15 protein-coding genes are annotated in these 18,029 nt (G+C 71.1%); all 15 read left to right on the top strand.

Annotated elements, in window-relative coordinates:
* Nucleotides 1-66 precede the first annotated feature (66 nt).
* Entirely contained in the window at nt 67-2,133 is a 2,067-nt protein-coding gene (locus AB0J74_RS24295; RefSeq protein WP_363451585.1) for a carboxypeptidase regulatory-like domain-containing protein, read from the top strand.
* Nucleotides 2,134-2,144: 11 nt separating this feature from the next.
* A complete protein-coding gene (locus tag AB0J74_RS24290; RefSeq protein WP_363451583.1) occupies nt 2,145-4,223 on the top strand; it encodes a carboxypeptidase regulatory-like domain-containing protein in 2,079 nt (692 codons plus the stop codon).
* A gap of 115 nt (nt 4,224-4,338) precedes the next feature.
* Nucleotides 4,339-5,016: a response regulator transcription factor gene (locus AB0J74_RS24285; protein WP_363451581.1), complete on the top strand. Its 678-nt coding sequence runs from the start codon at nt 4,339-4,341 to the stop codon at nt 5,014-5,016.
* Nucleotides 5,013-6,080, top strand: a complete 1,068-nt coding sequence (locus AB0J74_RS24280) for a HAMP domain-containing sensor histidine kinase (RefSeq protein WP_363451579.1) — start codon at nt 5,013-5,015, stop codon at nt 6,078-6,080. Before AB0J74_RS24285 ends, AB0J74_RS24280 begins: the two co-directional genes overlap by 4 nt.
* On the top strand, nt 6,077-8,050 hold the full coding sequence (locus AB0J74_RS24275) for a DUF4153 domain-containing protein (RefSeq protein WP_363451577.1): 1,974 nt from the start codon (nt 6,077-6,079) through the stop codon (nt 8,048-8,050). Before AB0J74_RS24280 ends, AB0J74_RS24275 begins: the two co-directional genes overlap by 4 nt.
* A gap of 23 nt (nt 8,051-8,073) precedes the next feature.
* Nucleotides 8,074-8,448: a hypothetical protein gene (locus AB0J74_RS24270; RefSeq protein ID WP_363451575.1), complete on the top strand. Its 375-nt coding sequence runs from the start codon at nt 8,074-8,076 to the stop codon at nt 8,446-8,448.
* Nucleotides 8,449-10,098 (top strand): cation acetate symporter, encoded by a 1,650-nt coding sequence (locus AB0J74_RS24265; RefSeq protein WP_363451573.1) that lies wholly within the window; start codon nt 8,449-8,451, stop codon nt 10,096-10,098.
* A gap of 34 nt (nt 10,099-10,132) precedes the next feature.
* Nucleotides 10,133-10,891, top strand: coding sequence for an ABC transporter ATP-binding protein (locus tag AB0J74_RS24260; protein ID WP_363451752.1), 759 nt, complete (start codon nt 10,133-10,135; stop codon nt 10,889-10,891).
* Nucleotides 10,882-12,555 (top strand): ABC transporter permease, encoded by a 1,674-nt coding sequence (locus AB0J74_RS24255; protein WP_363451571.1) that lies wholly within the window; start codon nt 10,882-10,884, stop codon nt 12,553-12,555. The genes AB0J74_RS24260 and AB0J74_RS24255 overlap by 10 nt, the downstream gene beginning before the upstream one ends.
* A gap of 7 nt (nt 12,556-12,562) precedes the next feature.
* A complete protein-coding gene (locus AB0J74_RS24250) occupies nt 12,563-13,084 on the top strand; it encodes a flavin reductase family protein (protein WP_363451569.1) in 522 nt (173 codons plus the stop codon).
* Between the two features lie 57 nt (nt 13,085-13,141).
* On the top strand, nt 13,142-13,399 hold the full coding sequence (locus AB0J74_RS24245) for a hypothetical protein (protein WP_363451567.1): 258 nt from the start codon (nt 13,142-13,144) through the stop codon (nt 13,397-13,399).
* Between the two features lie 167 nt (nt 13,400-13,566).
* Nucleotides 13,567-13,938, top strand: a complete 372-nt coding sequence (locus AB0J74_RS24240) for a DUF485 domain-containing protein (RefSeq protein ID WP_363451565.1) — start codon at nt 13,567-13,569, stop codon at nt 13,936-13,938.
* On the top strand, nt 13,916-15,595 hold the full coding sequence (locus AB0J74_RS24235; RefSeq protein WP_363451563.1) for a cation acetate symporter: 1,680 nt from the start codon (nt 13,916-13,918) through the stop codon (nt 15,593-15,595). The genes AB0J74_RS24240 and AB0J74_RS24235 overlap by 23 nt, the downstream gene beginning before the upstream one ends.
* A gap of 106 nt (nt 15,596-15,701) precedes the next feature.
* Complete coding sequence (locus tag AB0J74_RS24230) at nt 15,702-16,679, top strand: NAD-dependent epimerase/dehydratase family protein (protein ID WP_363451561.1); 978 nt, start codon at nt 15,702-15,704, stop codon at nt 16,677-16,679.
* Nucleotides 16,680-16,778: 99 nt separating this feature from the next.
* A complete protein-coding gene (locus tag AB0J74_RS24225) occupies nt 16,779-18,017 on the top strand; it encodes an LCP family protein (RefSeq protein ID WP_363451559.1) in 1,239 nt (412 codons plus the stop codon).
* Nucleotides 18,018-18,029: the final 12 nt, after the last annotated feature.

Here is an 18,029-nt window from a genome sequence, read left to right as displayed (position 1 = left end):
GGATGGAGCTGGATAAAAAACCCTCGTTGGACTCCATTATGGACTGAGCCAACGGGGAGGAACGACATGAGACCCAGTCGAACTACCACCGCCGCCGTCGCGGCGGCCGTTCTGGTCGGCAGCTTGGCCGTGTGGGCATCGCCCGCCCAAGCCGCCGTCACGGGTTCCATCGGCGGGCACGTCACCGCGGCGACCGGCGCGCCGGCCGGCGAGGTCATGGTTCAGGCCCTGGACGCCGACAGCTACCAGGGCCGCGGCTTCACCACCACCGCGGCCGACGGGTCCTACCGGCTCGACGGCCTGGCCGCCGGTCACTACATCGTCAGCTTCAACGGTGCCGACTACGCCGAGCAATACTTCGACGGCCAGACCCAGATCTACGAGGCCGACCCGGTCGCCGTGACCGCCGGGCAGCTCACGACCGTCGACGAAGACCTGCTCGCGACCGGCATTCTGACCGGACGGCTCACCGATTCGACCGGCGCGCCGCTCGAGAGCGGCCTCGTGCGGATCTACCGGGCCGACGATCAGATCCAGGTCGGATCGGGCGGCATCTTCGACGGCGTATTCCGGGTCGCCGTGCCCACCGGCACCTATGTGGTGAGCTTCCAGCCGTACGACGACCTTTACCAGGAGCAGTACGTTCCTGGGAAGCTCTCCGAGAACGGCGCGCAGCGGTTCGTCGTCACCGCCGACCAGGAGACGACGGTCAACGACACCGCACTGACGACCGGCAGCCTGAGTGGACGGGTCACCCGTTCCGACGGCACGGCGGCAGGCGGCATCCACCTCTACGCGACGCCGTTCAACGGCAGCGGCGGTGGCGAATCCGCGACGACCAACAGCAACGGCGATTTCTCCGTGCCGCGGCTGCTGGCTGGCGAGTATGCGATCGAGTTCATGGTCGGCGACCGCATCGAATACTTCGACCGCGCCTCCGACCTCGACCAGGCCGACCCGGTCACGGTCATCGGCGGGAAGGACAACCGGGTCACGCCGAGCCTGCTGCCCACCGGCAGCGTTCGCCTGCGCGCTCTCGACGCGATCACCGGAGCCACGATCCGCGACTTCTGCGCGGGAGGGCGATGCAGCAACGGCACGGGCCAACTGGTGCTGACCAACCTGCTCGCCGGGCCCAACCCGATCAGCGTCTTCTCCGAGGCCAACTACGTGACCCGGGCCAGCACCGTCAACGTGCTGCCCAACCAGACGATCGACGTCATGGTCCGGCTGCTGCCGGGCGCGAAGATCACCACCTCCGTGATCGACAAGGCGACGGGCAAGGGACTGGCCGGCGTTTGCCTGTTCGCCTACAAGTCGGGCCAGGTCTACATCCCGCAAGGTGTCGGCGACGACCAGTGCAGCGACGCGGCCGGCAAGGTGACACTCAGCAGGCTCGAGGCCGGCGACTACCGGGTCTTCGCCATGCCGCGGAACACCGGCTATGGCCGGCAGTGGGTCACCGCCAACGGCGGCAGCGGCGACGAACGCCAGGCCGTGACGATCAAGGCCACGTCCGGCCGCACCGCGATCGCGCCGCAGGTGAAGATCGACCGGGGCGGTTCGATCCGCGGCCGGGTGACCGACGCGGCGACCGGCGCACCGCTTCGGTCAGCCGATGTGGGCACGTTCACCGGTCAGGACCAGTCGACCGACGGCGACGGCTATTACCAGATCGACGGCCTCGGCCCCTACCGCTGGGCGCTGAGCTACGCCGGCGGCCCCGACTACGCCGCGGCCTGGACCGGCGGCGCGGTCAGCCGCTTCACCGCGACCGGCACCCAGGTGACCGCCGGCGCCGTGGCCACCGTCGACGTCGCTCTCACCAAGGGCGTCACCGTGCACGGCAACGTGCTGACCGGCGGGCGCACTCCGAGTTGGTCGCGGATCACCGCGTACAACACCACGACAGGTGACCAGACCGGCTCCGTCGACTTCGTAGGCGACGCCTACGAGTTGCACGTGCTGCCGGGTCAGGAGATCCGGTTCAGCTACCACGTCGACATCGACGGCACGACCTACCGCTCCGACAAGGTCGCCCTGTCGCCTGCCACCCCGGGCGGCCCGGCACGCTATGCCGTCACCGTCCCGGCCGGCGGCGCGACCATCGACCTGACCATCGCCATCCCATGAGCAGGAGCAGCATGAGACGAGTTCGCGCCACCGCCGCGCTTGCCGCGGCCGTCCTGGCCGGGACCGTGGCCGTCTGGGCGACGCCCGCGCAGGCGGCCGGCACCGGCGTGGTCGCCGGCCGGATCACCACCAGCGACGGCGCACCCGCGGCCGACATCTGGGTCGCGGTCATGGACTACGAAGAGTGGGGTGACGCCGTCGGTTACACCACGACCGCCGCCGACGGCACCTACCGCATCACCGGGCTCGACACCGACAGCTACGTGCTGTCGATGTCGGGCATTGACGTTCCGACCCAGTACTTCGACGGCAAGACCGACATCTCCGAGGCCGACGAGGTCCGGGTCACCAGCGGTCAGACCACCACGATCAACCAGCAGTTGGTCGCCACCGGTGTCCTGACCGGCCGGATCCGCCAGGCGAACGGGGAGCCCTACGCGTGGAGCTACGTCAGCATCGCCCCGGTGGACGGTGGCCTGTCGTCCTACTACGGCAGCACCGACGACAACGGTGACTACCGCGCGGCGGTGCCGCCCGGCACCTACTACGTCTCGTTCTCGCCGATCGAAGACAGCTACCAGCAGCAATACATCCCCGGCCAGCTCACCTCCGACAACGCCACCCGGTTCACGGTGGCGGCCGGGCAGGAGGTCCGCGCCGACGACACCGTGCTGGCGACCGGAAGCGTGAGCGGGCGGCTGACCAACGACAACGGCACGCCGGTCACCGAGGCCTCCGTCCGCGCGTCCGTGTTCCAGGCCTACGGCGACAGCACCGAGGCGAGGACCAACGCCAACGGCGAGTTCTCGATCCCCAAGCTGCTGGTCGGCGACTACATGATCGAGTTCTACGTCGGCAACCGCGTCCAGTTTTTCGACGGCACGACCGTTTTCGAGGAAGCCGACCGGGTCACCGTCACCGCGGGCAACGACACCCGCGTCACGGAGAGCATGTTGCCCACCGGGAACGTCCGCGTGCGCGCCCTCGACGCCATCACCGGCGCGACGATCCGCGACTTCTGCGCCGGCGACGTCTGCAGCGACGGCACCGGCCAGGTGCTGCTGACCGACCAGGTCGCGGGCCCGCAGCTCATCAGCATCTGGCCGAGCGGCAACTACCTCAGCCGGGAAAGCACCGTCACCGTCCTGGCCGACAAGACGATCGACATGACCGTCCGGCTCGCGCCGGGCGCGAAGATCACCACCACTGTGATCGACAAGGCCACCGGCAAGGCACTGGCCGACGTCTGCGTGTTCGCCTACAAGCCGGGCCAGGTCTACATCCCGGACGGCTGGGGTGACGACCAGTGCAGCGACGCGACCGGCAAGGCGACGGTGGACCGGCTGGCGGCCGGCGACTACCGCCTCTTCGCCATGCCCCGCAACAAGGTCTACGGGCGGCAGTGGGTGACCGCCGACGGTGGCAGCGGTGACGAACGCCAGGCCGTGACGATCAAGGCCACCGTGGGCCGCACCGCGTCCGCTCCGCAGGTGAAGATCGACCGCGCCGGGTCGATCCGCGGCCGGGTGACCGACGCCTCGACCGGTGCACCGCTCGAGGCCAGGATCGCGCCGTTCACGTCGAACCCCGGAAGTGGCAATGGCGAGGCCGCCACCGATGCCAACGGGAACTACCAGATCGACGGCCTCGGGCCCTACCGCTGGCCGTTGAACTTCGGCTCCTTCGGCTACGCGACCGCGTGGACCGGCGGCGCGGCCAGCCGCTACACCGCCACCGGCACCCAGGTGACCAGCGGCGCGACGGCCACGGCCGACCTCGCCATGACCCACGGGGTCCCGGTCACCGGCAAGGTGGTGGTCGAGAGCGGCACGCTCGGCGAGTGGGGCCGGATCAACGTCCTCAACACGGCGACCGGCGACTACACGGGCACCGTCGACTTCCAGGGCGACACCTACGAGCTACACGTGTTGCCTGCCCAGGAGATCCGCTACGCGTACGACCTGGACGTCGACGGCCAGAACCGCAGTTCCGACAAGGCGAAGCTGTCGCCGGCCACCCCCGGTGGGCCGGTGCGCTACTCGGTGACCGTCCCGGCCGACGGCCTGACCGTCGACGTGCTGGTCGACTGAGCGACCGCAGCAACCGGAAGGCCCGCACCGTCGCCGGTGCGGGCCTTCCGCATCTCCACAGCTTGTTCACATCGCCGGACCGGGATCCCCACGCCCGCTTACTACAGTCGCCGGCATGAGAGAGCGCCGGATTCTGGTGGTGGAGGACGAACGCACCATCGCCGACTCGATCGCCGTGCGGCTGCGTGCCGAGGGTTTCGCGGTGAGTCTGGCCGGCGACGGCCCGGCCGCGGTCGAGGCGGCCCGCCGCGAGCCACCCGACCTGGTCGTGCTCGACGTGATGCTGCCCGGCTTCGACGGGCTCGAGGTGTGCCGGCGGATCCAGGCCGACCGCCCGGTGTCGGTGCTGATGCTGACCGCCCGCGACGACGAGAACGACATGCTGGTCGGTCTCGCCGTCGGCGCCGACGACTACCTCACCAAACCGTTCTCGATGCGCGAACTCGCGGCCCGGGTGCACGCGCTGCTCCGCCGGGTCGAGCGGGTCCAGTCGGCCGGCCCGCACCCGATCCGGCTCGGCGACCTGGAGATCAACCAGGCCGAGCGCCGGGTCAGCCGGGGCGGTGTCGAGGCGCACCTCACGCCCACCGAGTTCGACCTGCTGGTGCACCTGGCCGGCCGGCCGCGCACGGTGCTGCCCCGCGAACGGCTACTCGCCGACGTCTGGGGTTGGGGCGACGGTGCCGGCACCCGCACCGTCGACAGTCACGTCAAGGCACTGCGCCGCAAGCTGGGCGCCGATCTGATCCGCACCGTGCACGGTGTCGGCTACGCGCTGGAGGTCAAACCGTGAAAGAGCTGCTGACCCGCGGGCTCGACCTCCTGCCTCGGCCGCTCGACCCGGTCCGGTCGATCAAGTTGAAGCTGGCCGTGCTGCTGTTCGCCTCGGCCCTGGCCGGGCTGGCCTACTTCTGGTACGCCACCCAGTGGATCCCCTACGTCACCTCGGCCACGGCGTTGCTGGTCGGCCTGATCACCTCGCAGATCCTGGCGCACGGGATGACCTCGCCGCTGCGCGAGATGACCGCCGCCGTCCGGGCGATGCGCCGCGGCGACTACACCCAGCGGGTCCGGGCCACCTCCCGCGACGAGGTCGGCGAGCTGGCCGACGCGTTCAACCAGATGGCCGCCGACCTGGCCGCCGCCGACCGACAGCGGCGCGAGCTGATCGCGAACGTCTCGCACGAATTGCGTACCCCCATCACCGCTCTGCAGGGTGTGCTGGAAAACATCGTCGACGGCGTCGCCGAGCCGCAACCCGCCACGATGCGCACCGCGCTGCACCAGACCGAGCGCCTCGGTCGGCTGGTCGCCGAGCTGCTCGACCTGTCCCGCCTCGACGCCGGTGTGCAGCCCATGCACCCGGTGCTGCTCGACGTCGGCGACTTCCTCGACGACGTGGCCGGCGAGGCCGCGGTGACCGCGACCGGCGCGGGTCACGACATCAAGCTGGCGGTGACCCCGCCCGCGACGCCGGTCACCGTGCACGCCGACCCGGCCCGCCTGCACCAGGTGATGGCCAACCTGCTCGACAACGCGACCCGGCACAGCCCGCCCGGCGGCACCGTCTCGATCGTCGGGCGCCTCGACGACGACCGGGTGATCTTCGAGGTCGGCGACGAGGGCCCGGGCATCCCGCCGGCACAACGCGAGTCGGTGTTCGACCGCTTCACCCGCGGCGACCGCGCGGTCGGCGGCGGCACCGGTCTGGGCCTGGCCATCGCACAGTGGGTGGTCCAACTACACGGCGGCGTCATCCGGGTGGTCGATCCACCCAGCGGCGTCGGCTGCCTGGTCCGGGTGTCGCTGCCCCGCCGCACTCCCGCGAACCCGCTTCCGGCGGCGGTGGCCCCATGACCGCGCCCGCCGACCCCACCAATCCGGCCGAACCGGCCGAACACGCCAAGCCCCGCGAAGCCGAACAGGCTGGGCCGGCCGAACAGGCCGTCGCCGCCAGGCCGGCCGACCCCACCAAGACCGAACAGACCGAGCCGACGGAACAGGCCATGACCGAAGAAGCCAACGCTCCTAAGCCCCCCGAGCCGACCAAAGCCGAACCGGCCGAACACGCCGAGTCGGCCGAACGGGGCGTGCCGGCCGAACGGGGCGTGCCGGCCGAACGGGGCGTGCCGGCCGAACTCGCCAAAGCCCCTCAGTCGGGCGAGCCCGCCAAGGCCGAATGGGGCGTGCAGGCCGGGCAGGCCAAGGCCGCCAAGCCGAACGAGCCCACCACCGGTGAACGGGCCGTGCCCTCCGAACAGGCCAAGGCCGCCAACCCGGCCGAGCCCACCAAGACCGAACGGGCCGTGCCCTCCGAACAGGCCACGGCCGCTGGGCCGGCGCAGACCGCCCCTCCGGTTCTGTTGGTCCGCGGCGGCAAGTCTCCAGTGCCGCCGCGGTCGTCGACGTGGTCGTGGCCTGGGCCGAATCGGGTTCCCGGCGCCGCGCTGATGGTGGCCGTGCTGGTGGCGGCGGCGATCGGCGCCACCGTCATCCCGGTCGACCGGGCCGGGATCGGCTGGCTGATCGGGTCGACCGCAAGCATCGTTGCCCTGGCAGTCACGAGAACGAGGGTCTCCTGGCGGCAGGTCGCTTGGGGAGCGGCGACCCTCGCCCTGCTCGGCGTCGGCACCGTCCGCGCCGCGCCCTGGCTCTTCGTCCTCTGCGCGCTCACCGCCGCCGTGACCGGGACGCTCGCGCTGGTCGACCCGCGTACCCTCCGCGGTGTCATCGCGTCGTTCGTCGTGCCGCCGGCCGCCGCACTGCGCGCGCTGCCCTGGGTGCGCGCCGGTGTGAAGCACCGGGCGCCGGGCAGCCCGGCCCGGGCGTTCGGGGTCGCGGCGGTGTCGCTGATCCTGCTGGTCGTCTTCGGCGCGCTGTTCGCCTCCGCCGACGAGACGTTCGCCGCGGTGCTCGACTGGGCGCTGCCCTCGGTCGGCGGCGCCACGGCCGCCCGGGCGCTGGTGCTCTTCCCGGTGCTGTTCGCCGTCCTGGCCGGTGCCGCCTTCATCCTCAGCGGACCACCGACGCTGGGCCGCGGCGAGGCGCCGGGCGGGTTCACGTTCCGGCGCTCCGACTGGGCGATCCCGGTGGCCCTGCTCGACCTGCTGTTCGCCGCGTTCGTCGCGGTGCAGGGCACGGTGCTGTTCGGCGGCGCGCGGCACGTGCTCGACCCCGGCGGCCCGACATTCGCCAACTACGCCCGCGGCGGCTTCTGGCAGCTGCTCGCCGTCACCGGCCTGACCCTCGTGGTGTTGGCGATCGCCGGCCGCTGGGCGCCCAGAAAAAACCAGGCTGACCGGGTCGCGATCCGGCTGCTGCTCGGCGCGCTGGCCCTGCTCACGCTCGTGGTGGTGGCCAGCGCCACCCATCGGATGAACGTCTACGAGCAGGCGTACGGCTACACCCGGCTAAGGCTCTTCGTCATGGCGGTGGAGGTCGGGCTCGGTGCGGTCTTCGTGGCGGTGCTGGTCGCCGGCGTCCGGCTGCGCGGCGGCTGGCTGCCTCAGGCGGTGCTGGCGATCGCGACGGTCGGCCTGCTCGCCCTGGCGGTGGTCAACCCCGATCGGTTCATCGCCGACCGCAACGTCGAGCGGTTCGCCGCCACCGGCCGGATCGACCTGCACTATCTCAACACCCTGTCGGCCGACGCGGTGCCGGCGCTCGATCGGCTCACCGGCGGCGACCGGGCCTGCGCGCTCTGGCTCGCCGAACTGCGGCTCCGCCGGGCGCCGGACGGCTGGCGGTCGTTCAACGTCGGGCGGCACGAGGCCCGCACGCTGCTGGCCGACAAGCCGGCCGGGCTCTGCCAGGTCTACCGCCGGTAGGTGTGATCGGGGACACTGCCGACATGACGGAAGGGCGGCGGACCCGGGTGGTGCTGGCCGACGTGCAGCCGCGCGCGCACGACCACGACCGCACCCGCACCGAGCTGGCCGAGCAGACCCAGGTCGGCGAAGCGCTCGTCCGCGGCCTGGTGCGGGCACAGCTCGCGCTCGCGCTGCGGATGGCGCTGGTGGTCGCCATCGGGTTGGGCGGGCTGCCGCTGCTGTTCGCCGTCGCACCCGAGGTCAGCTCGGCCAGCGTGGCCGGCATCGACCTGCCCTGGGTGCTGCTCGGCGCGGCCGCGTACCCGTTCCTGTTCGCCGTCGGCTGGGCCTACGTGCGCCTCGCCGACCGCAACGAGCAGGACTTCGTGGCGGTGGTCCGCCGGCCGGAGCGCTGAGTGGACAACCCCTACGTCGTACCCGCCATCGTGGCGGTCACCCTGGTGACCGTCGGCATCGGCTTCTACGGTCTCAAGCTGGCCCGCACCACCTCCGACTTCCTGGTCGCCTCCCGGATGGTCAGCCCGACCTGGAACGCGGCCGCGATCGGCGGCGAATACCTGTCGGCCGCGTCGTTCCTGGGCGTCGCCGGCCTGATCCTCAAGTACGGCTTCGACGTGCTCTGGTATCCGGTCGGTTTCGCCGCCGGCTACCTCGCCCTGCTGCTCTTCGTCGCCGCGCCGTTGCGCCGCTCGGGCGCGTTCACCCTGCCCGACTTCTGCGAGCTGCGGCTCGGCTCGCGGCGGCTGCGCAAACTGGCCACCGCGTTCGTCGTGTTCATCGGCTGGCTCTACCTGGTGCCGCAACTGCAGGGCGCCGGGCTGACCCTGACCACGGTCACCGGCCAGCCCTACGCGCTCGGCGCCCTGCTGGTCGGCGCCGTGGTCACCATCAACGTGGCGCTCGGCGGCATGCGGGCGATCACCTTCGTGCAGGCGTTCCAGTACTGGCTGAAGCTGACCGCGCTGCTGGTCCCGGCGATCTTTCTGATGTTGCAGTGGCAGGCCGACGGCCGCCCGGCGGTCGCCGCGCCGGACGGGCCGCTCTTCCACAGCGCCACCACCGTGGTGGTCGAGCAACGCGCCACCCTGACCCTCGCCGACGGGTCCACGATGGCGGTACGCCCCGGCGAGCGGCTCGAGTTCGGCGCCGGCGAGCAGGTGCCGCGGGTCTCCACCGTCGACGACACCCGCGGGCCCGACTGGCTGCTGCCCGGCGACAGCGACCAGGGCCTGTTCGAGACCTACTCGCTGATCCTGGCCACGTTCCTCGGCACCATGGGCCTACCGCACGTGCTGGTGCGCTTCTACACCAACCCCGACGGCAACGCCGCCCGGCGTACGACGCTGGTGGTGCTCGGTCTGGTCGGGCTCTTCTATCTGCTGCCGACGCTGTACGGCGTGCTCGGCCGGGTCTACACACCGCAGTTGCTGATGACCGGGCGCACCGACGCCGTCGTCGTGCTGTTGCCCGGTGCCGCCCTCGGCGGCGGTCCGGCCGGTCAACTGCTCGCGGCGCTGGTGGTGGCCGGCGCGTTCGCCGCGTTCCTGTCCAGCTCGTCGGGGCTGCTGACCAGCGTCGCCGGCGTGCTCTCCACCGACGTCATCGGCCGCGGCTCGGTCCGCGACTTCCGGCTGGCCACGATCTTCGCCGGCGTGGCGCCGATCGTCCTCTCGCTGACCGTCGAGAGTCTCGACGTCTCGCAGGTGGTCGGCCTCGCGTTCGCGGTCGCGGCGTCGAGCTTCTGCCCGCTGCTCGTGCTGGGCATCTGGTGGCGGGGCCTGACCGCGCGCGGCGCCACGGCCGGGGTGCTCGCGGGCGGTGGTGCGGCCGGCTCCGCGGTGCTGCTGACCGTCCTCGGTCCCCCACTCTCCGGCTGGCCGGCGGCGCTGGTCAGCCAGCCCGCGGCGTGGACGGTGCCGCTCGCGTTCGCGGTGATGGTCGCCGTCTCGCTGGCCAGCCGCAAGCGGGTCCCGGCCGACGTCGGTGCCGTGATGCTCCGCCTGCACGCGCCGGAAAGCGTGCTGGCCAGCCCCACACGACGGTGACCCGGGCCGATACCGTCAAGGGGTGACGACGACGGTGAAGGACGATCGGTTCGCCCTGGTGCTGCGCGGGTTGGCGAAGAGCTTCGACGGCAAGGTCGCTGTCGGTGGCGTGAACCTCGACGTGCCGGCCGGCTCCTTCTACGGCCTGCTCGGGCCTAACGGCGCGGGCAAGACGACCACCCTGTCCATGGCGGTCGGCCTGCTGCGCCCCGACCACGGGCGGGCGTGGGTGCTGGGTCACGACGTCTGGGCCGACCCGATCCAGGCCAAGCGCCTCTTCGGGGTGCTGCCCGACGGCGTCCGGCTGTTCGACCGGCTCAGCGGCGCCGAACTGCTGGCCTACCAGGGCCTGTTGCGCGGGATGGACCCGGCGGTGGTCGACCAGCGCGCCCTGGAACTGCTCGACGTGCTCGCGCTCGCGGACGCCGGCAACACCCTCGTCGTCGACTACTCGGCCGGCATGAAGAAGAAGATCGGGCTGGCCTGCGCGTTGCTGCACGCGCCGCGGTTGCTCGTGCTCGACGAGCCGTTCGAGGCCGTCGACCCGGTCGCCGGCGCGTTGATCCGCGACATCCTGCAGCGCTATGTGGCCGGCGGCGGCACAGTGATCTTCTCCAGCCACGTGATGGAGGTGGTCGAGCGGCTGTGCAGCCACGTCGCGATCCTCGCCGGCGGCGTCATCAAGCAGGTGGGCCCGCTCGACGAGGTGCGCGGCGACCGCACCCTCGAAGAGGTGTTCGTCCAGGTCGTCGGCGGCCGCACGGCGACCGGCCAGGAGCTGTCGTGGCTCTGACCACGGCGGTTTCCGGGGCGCCGCGGCCGGTGTCGGCGCGCCACTTCGCCCGGCTCAAGCTCCGCATCACCGGCAACAGCTTCCGGGGCCGGCCGTGGCGGGTCGCGCTGTTCGCGGTCGGCGCGTTGATCGGCCTCTGCTACGCGGCGGCCGGCTTCCTGCTCGGCGCGCTGCCCGGGCTGACCGGCTCGGCCGACGCCGCGCTGCTGGTGGCCGCCGGCGGCGGTGCCCTGGTCGCGGTGGCCTGGACCCTGCTGCCGCTGGTGTTCTTCGGCGTCGACGAGTCGATCGACCCGTCGCGGTTCGCGCTGCTGCCGCTGTCGCGCCGCACGCTGGTGACCGGGTTGCTGACCGCCGCCCTGATCGGTGTGCCGGCGGCGGCCACGCTGATCGCGACCGCCGGCCTGGCGCTGTCGGCCGGTGCCCTCGGCGGCGTCGGCGCCGGGATCGTCGAGGCGCTCGGCGTGCTGCTCGGCCTGGTTTTCTGCGTTGCCGTGAGCCGGGCCGTGACCAGCGCGTTCGCCACCCTGCTGCGGTCCCGGCGGACCCGCGACCTGGCGGCGGTGCTGCTGGCCGTGGCGGCCGCCCTGATCGGTCCACTGCAGATCGTCGTCAACCGGGCGACCACCGACACCGACTGGCGCCGGTTGCTGCCGGCGGCCGAGATCGCCGGCTGGACGCCGTTCGGCGCGCCCTACACGGCCGGCTTCGAGGTCGCATCCGGCGACTACCTGGCGGCCCTGCTGAAAATCGTGATCACGGCTGCCGCCATCGCCCTGCTGATGTGGTGGTGGGCCAGCACGCTCGAGTCGGCGATGCTCGGCACCACCAGCGCCGGGCCGGCGGCCAAGCAGGTGCGTGCCGGAGCGCCGGTCGACCAGCTCTTCCCCGGCGTGCTGCGGTGGGCCCGGCGCGATCCGCAGGGCGCGGTCCTGGCCCGGGAGGTGCGCTACTGGTGGCGCGACGCCCGCCGCCGGGCCAACCTGATCACCTTCGCGGTGGCGGCCCTCTTCGTCTCGGCGATGGTCAACTTCGGCAGCGTCATCTGGGCCGAGCAACCGGCGAGCGAACTGCACGCGTCGACGCTCAGCTTCACGCTGTCGATGATCTTCGTCGGCACGCTCGGCGCGGTCACCCTGGCCAACCAGTTCGGTTTCGACGGCACCGCCTACGCGGCCGACGTGGTCGCCGGCGTGCCGGGCCGGGTCCAGATCGCCGGCCGGGCCGGTGCCTTCTCGATCTACGTACTCCCGCTGGTGGTGCTGATCGCCGTGCTGGTCGGCGTGCTCGTCGGCGAGCCGGGCTGGATCCCGCTCGGCCTCGGCACGCTGCTCGCGACGCTCGGCTGCGGCCTGGCCATCAACTCACTGCTGTCGGTGCTCGGCGCCTACGCGCTGCCGGAGACCTCGAACCCGTTCGCCCTCAACACCGGTGCGGGCATGGCCCGGGGCCTGCTGAGCACGCTCGCGATCCTGGCCACCGTGGTGGTCGCGGCACCGATGTTGATCGGCACGCTGCTGGCCGGCGACCTCTGGCTCTGGTTGGCCCTGCCGATCGGCCTGCTCTACGGCCTCGGCGCGGCCCGGCTCGGCAGCGTGGTGGCCGGCGACGTGCTCGACCGGCGAATGCCCGAACTGCTCCAGACGATCACCCCACGGCGATGATGGAGCGGTGAACCCGATCGAGCCCGGCGCGCACATCCACGGCACCGACCCTTTCGCCACGCCGGAGCAGGCCCGGTCGCCGATCCGGCGGTTCCGCGGCCGCCTGGCGTCGCCGGTGACGCTCTGGACCGCACCGGGGCCGGCGGGCTTCACCGTCTCGTCCACCCTGGTCGTCGACGGCGACCCGGGCCGGCTGATCGGGATCCTCGACGACGAGTCCGAGCTGTGGGAAGCGGTGTCGGCGGCCGGCCGGTTCGCGGTCGCCCCGCTCGGCCCCGCACACCGCCAACTCGCCGACCGGTTCGCCGGGCTGATGCCGGCACCCGGCGGCCTCTTCCGCGGTGGCGAGTGGACGCAGACGCCGTTCGGCCCGGTCCCCGCCGACGCCGGCGCGTGGGCCGGCTGCCGCCTCGACGGCGCCCGCGAGTTCGGCTGGGGTCTGCTGGTCGAGGCCACCATCGAGCGGGTCGAGATCGTCGGCGAGGTGCCGCCGCTGGTCCACTACCGCGGCCGATATCTCGCCGACTGACGGCGCAACCCGCACCCGGGGTCAACGGTGTCCTCTCCGGAGACGACGAGGCAGCCTATGGAGACGATGCTGCGGGAGAGCGACCTGCCAGCCGGCTACCACCGCGTGCCGCTAGACCTGATCGGTAGTCCCCGGACGCTGGCCCGCAGCACGGGTGACTGCGCCGCACCACCAAGCGCCGGTGTCAATCCCTTCGGGGAAGGCTGCTGGAGGAGAGCTACCAGCGCGGCGACGACGAGGACCGCCACCGGTGCGCTGCGCGAACTCGGCCGCGTCGCCGCCGACCGGCTCTGTGCGGGCACCTCGGCCTGCTGAGATAGGCGCCGTTCAACGGCGTGACCGGGGTCACTGGGCGCAGCCACCTGTCCGTTCGGCGCAGGTGGCTGCGCCGGCCGCGTTGGGGGTTCCGGGCCGGCCGCGCCGTTCTTACGGTGCGCCTGTTCAGCCCTGCCCACAACGCCCCTGCGAAGGGTGGTGACCACATGAGTACCGAGGCGACCCCCGCCGTCCCCACGGAATCCCCGGAGGACCGCTATCTAGCCGTGCAGCGTTCCCCGGAGTTCGCCGGACTACGCAAGGCCGTCCGCGGCTTCGTGTTCCCGATGACCGTGGCCTTCTTCGTCTGGTACGCGCTGTACGTGATCCTTTCCGCGTACGCGCGTGACTTCATGAGCATCCGGCTCGGCAGCAGCCACATCAACGTGGCGCTGATCTTCGGACTGCTCCAGTTCGTGTCGACGTTCCTCATCGCCTGGCTCTACTCGCGGTATGCCAGCCGAAGCATCGATCCGCAGGCCGACCGGATCAAGGAAGAGTTGGGGGAGGTGCCGAGTGGAGACGCACCTCGCAGCTGAGGCCACCACCGGCGGAAGCACCGCCCGTACGCTCACGATCATCCTGTTCCTGATCTTCGTCGCCATCACGCTGGCGATCACGGTCTGGGCCAGCCGGCAGACCAAGACGGCGACCGACTTCTACGCCGGCGGCCGCTCGTTCTCGGGCTTCCAGAACGGCATGGCGATCGGCGGCGACTACATGTCGGCCGCGTCGTTCCTGGGCATCGCCGGGATCATCGCGCTCAACGGCTACGACGGCTTCCTCTACTCGATCGGGTTCCTGGTGGCCTGGCTGGTGGCGCTGCTGCTGGTCGCCGAACTGCTGCGCAACTCGGGCCGCTACACGATGGCCGACGTGCTGGCCTTCCGGATGCGCCAGAAGCCGGTCCGCACCGCGGCCGCGGTCTCCACGATCACCGTGTCGATCTTCTACCTGCTGGCCCAGATGGTGGGCGCCGGCGCGCTGGTCGCGTTGCTGCTCGGCATCAGGCCCGGCACCACGTTCCTCGGCATGGACGCCAGCGCCGCGAAGATCGCGACCATCGTGATGGTCGGCGCGCTGATGATCATCTACGTGACCGTCGGCGGCATGAAGGGCACCACGTACGTCCAGATCGTCAAGGCGTTCCTGCTGATGACCGGCGCCCTGGTGATGACGATCCTGGTGCTGTCGGTCTTCCACTTCAACCTGTCGTCGCTGCTCGGTGACGCGGCGTCGTCGTCTGGCAAGGGCGAGGCGTTCCTCGAACCGGGGCTGCGCTACGGCGTCGAGGTGGCCGGCAACGCGACGCAGACCTTCTACAACAAGATGGACCTGCTGTCGCTCGGCATCGCCCTGGTGCTCGGCACCGCCGGCCTGCCGCACATCCTGATCCGGTTCTACACCGTGCCGACGGCCCGGGCGGCCCGCAAGAGCGTGCTCTGGGCGATCGGCATCATCGGCGTGTTCTACCTGTTCACGCTGGCCCTCGGCTTCGGTGCCGCGGCGCTGGTCGGCAGCAAGGCGATCGTCGCACAGGACAAGGCCGGGAACACCGCGGCGCCACAGCTCGCACAGGAGCTGGGTCGCCGGTTCCTCGGCGGCGAGACGGGCGGCGCGACCCTGCTGGCGATCATCGCGGCGGTGGCGTTCGCGACCATCCTGGCCGTCGTCGCCGGCCTCACGCTGGCGTCGTCGTCGAGCCTCGCGCACGACTTCTACGCCAATGTGGTCAAGGACGGCCAGGCGTCCGAGCGGCAGGAGGTCAACGTCGCCCGGATCTCCGCCCTGGTGATCGGCGCGATCTCGATCCTGCTGTCGATCTTCGCGCAGAACCTCAACGTGGCCTTCCTGGTCGCGCTGGCGTTCGCGGTCGCCGCGTCCGGCAACCTGCCGGCGATCCTCTACAGCCTGTTCTGGAAGCGGTTCAACACGTCCGGTGCGACCTGGGCGATCTACGGTGGTCTGATCTCGGCCGTGGTGCTGGTGTTCTTCTCGCCGGTCGTCTCCGGGTCCGCCACCGCGATGTTCTCGAAGTCGGACTGGCAGTGGTTCCCGCTGTCCAACCCGGGTCTGATCTCGATCCCGTTCGGCTTCTTCTGCGGCTGGCTCGGCACGATCCTGTCCAAGGAGCGCGACGACGCCAAGTACGCGGAACTCGAGGTCCGATCCCTGACCGGTTCGGGCGCACACTAACTCGAGATCCCGCGGGGCCCCGGCGGCGGCACACCGCCGGGGCCTCGCGCTCTCTCGGGCAGCCCGGGGCCGGTGGGTGATCCGCCCGATCGGTAGGGTGGAGCACATGGTGGTAGCCCAACGTTTCGGAGCCGGTCATCGCGTTCTCGTGACGGGAGGCGCCGGTTTCGTCCCGTCCCACCTCATCGATGCCCTTATCGCCCGGGGTTGCGCGGTGGTCGCGGTCGACAACTTCGTCACGGGGTCGAAGGAAAACGTCACCCATCTCATCGACAATCCGCTGTTCGCGCTGGTCGAGGCCGACGTCGCCGACGGGCTGCCGACGCACCACCCGGCGATGGCCGGCCGGTTCGACGCCATCCTGCACATGGCGTCCCCGGCGAGCCCCAAAGACTTCACGACGCTGCCGATCGAGATCCTCCGGGTCGGTTCGATCGCCACGCTGCACCTGCTCGACCGCGCGGTCACCGACGGTGCCCGGTTCCTGATGGCCTCCACCTCCGAGGCCTACGGCGACCCGCTGGTTCACCCGCAGGTGGAAACCTACTGGGGCAACGTCAACCCGGTCGGCATCCGCAGCGTCTACGACGAGGCCAAGCGCTTCTCCGAGGCGTCCACGATGGCCTACCACCGCTACCGCGGCCTCGACAGCGCGATCGTGCGCATCTTCAACACCTACGGCCCGCGGATGCGCCCCGACGACGGCCGGGCGATCCCGACGTTTATCGCGCAGGCGCTGCGCGGCGAGCCGATCACCGTGCACGGCAACGGTGAGCAGACCCGGTCCATCTGCTATGTCGACGACCTGGTCCGCGGCATCCTGCTGCTGCTCGACTCGACCGAGGCCGGCCCGATCAACTGCGGCGCCGAGCACGAGTTGTCGATGCGCGACCTGGCCGAGACCATCGTCCGGCTGACCGGCAGCTCATCGACGGTGACGTTCACGTCACGCACCGCCGACGATCCGGAGATGCGCCGGCCCGACCTGACGCTGGCCCGCACCCGGCTCGGCTTCGAGCCGACGACGCCGTTCGAAGACGGCCTGCGCCGCACCATCGACGACTTCCGTCGCCGAGCGATCTAGCGAATCCGCTGGTCAACCCAGAAATTTTCACTACCAACTTCGTGCCGTACCGGCGTTGATAGTGAGTCGCGCCCAGGTTTGCTTCGTACCCTGAGTGACATGTCTGCGACCACGTCCTCTTCCGGCGGCACCCGTGGGCGCGCTCCCGTGCCTGGGCGCACGTCCAGCGCGCCGGTCTCCGGTGCCCCGGTGTCGGGCGCGCCGGCCGGCACCCCCATCAGCGGCCGGGCCCAGGTCCCGGGCGCCCGCGGCGAGCCCGGCCGACCGAGGGGCACAGCCCGCCCCGGCCGTCCGGGCGGTCCCGGTGGCCCCCGCGGGCCGCGGCGGCCCGGTGCGCCCTACCGGAAGGGACCGCAGCCCAGGTGGGGCCGGATCGCCCTGGTCGCGGTCGCCGCTCTGGCGTTGCTGGGCCTGCTCGGCGCCGGCGGCACGTGGATCTATGTGCGGGCCCTCAACGGCAACATCGGCCGCACCGACCCGTTCTCGGAGATCACCGGCGGCCGGCCGGCGAAGACCGCCAGCGGGGCGCTCAACATCCTGATGGTCGGCACCGACTCCCGCGACCCCGACGCCGAGCTCGACAAGGCCGGCAAGTGGCGGGCCGACACGATCATCGTGATGCACATACCGGCTTCGCAAGACCAGGCCTACCTGGTCTCCATACCGCGCGACCTCTACGTGCCGGTGCCCAAGTCGGCGAAGGCCGACTGCTCCAATGCCGAGCGCCACAAGGTCAACGCTTCGTTCGCGTTCGGCGGGCTGCCGCTGGCGGTGCGCACCGTGGAGTGCTTCACCGACGTCCGCATGGACCACGTGATGGCGATCGACTTCGCCGGCTTCAAGGAGGTCACCGACGCGCTCGGTGGCGTCGACCTCAACGTCGAGCGGACCACCAAGTCGATCCACAAGCCCTTCCGCACGTTCCAGAAGGGCCTCAACCACATGAACGGCGAAGAGGCCCTCGACTGGGTACGCCAGCGCAAGCAGTTCCCCGACGGTGACTTCGCCCGGATGCGCCACCAGCAGGAGTTCCTGCGCGCGCTGATGGACAAGGCGGCCAGCACCGGCACCCTCACCAACCCGGCCAAGCTCAACAGTTTCCTGAAGGCGGTCACCAACGCGGTCACCGTCGACCAGGGCTTCTCGCTGGTCGACATGGCGCTCCAGTTCCGCAGCCTGCGGGGCGACAACCTGAAGTTCGTCACGAGCCCCTACAGCGGCTCCCAGACCATCAACGGCGAGTCGGTGGTGGTGTCCGACAGGACCAAGGCGCTCGCCATGTACAAGGCGATCAACGAGGACAAGATGGGCGACTGGATGGCCGCGAACCAGAAGTAACTCCAGCCCCGA

Source organism: Asanoa sp. NPDC049573, from assembly GCF_040676615.1.
GTDB lineage: Bacteria > Actinomycetota > Actinomycetes > Mycobacteriales > Micromonosporaceae > Asanoa.
The sequence above is the reverse complement of the archived record's forward strand: the minus strand, read 5'-3'. Positions and strand labels throughout refer to the sequence as shown.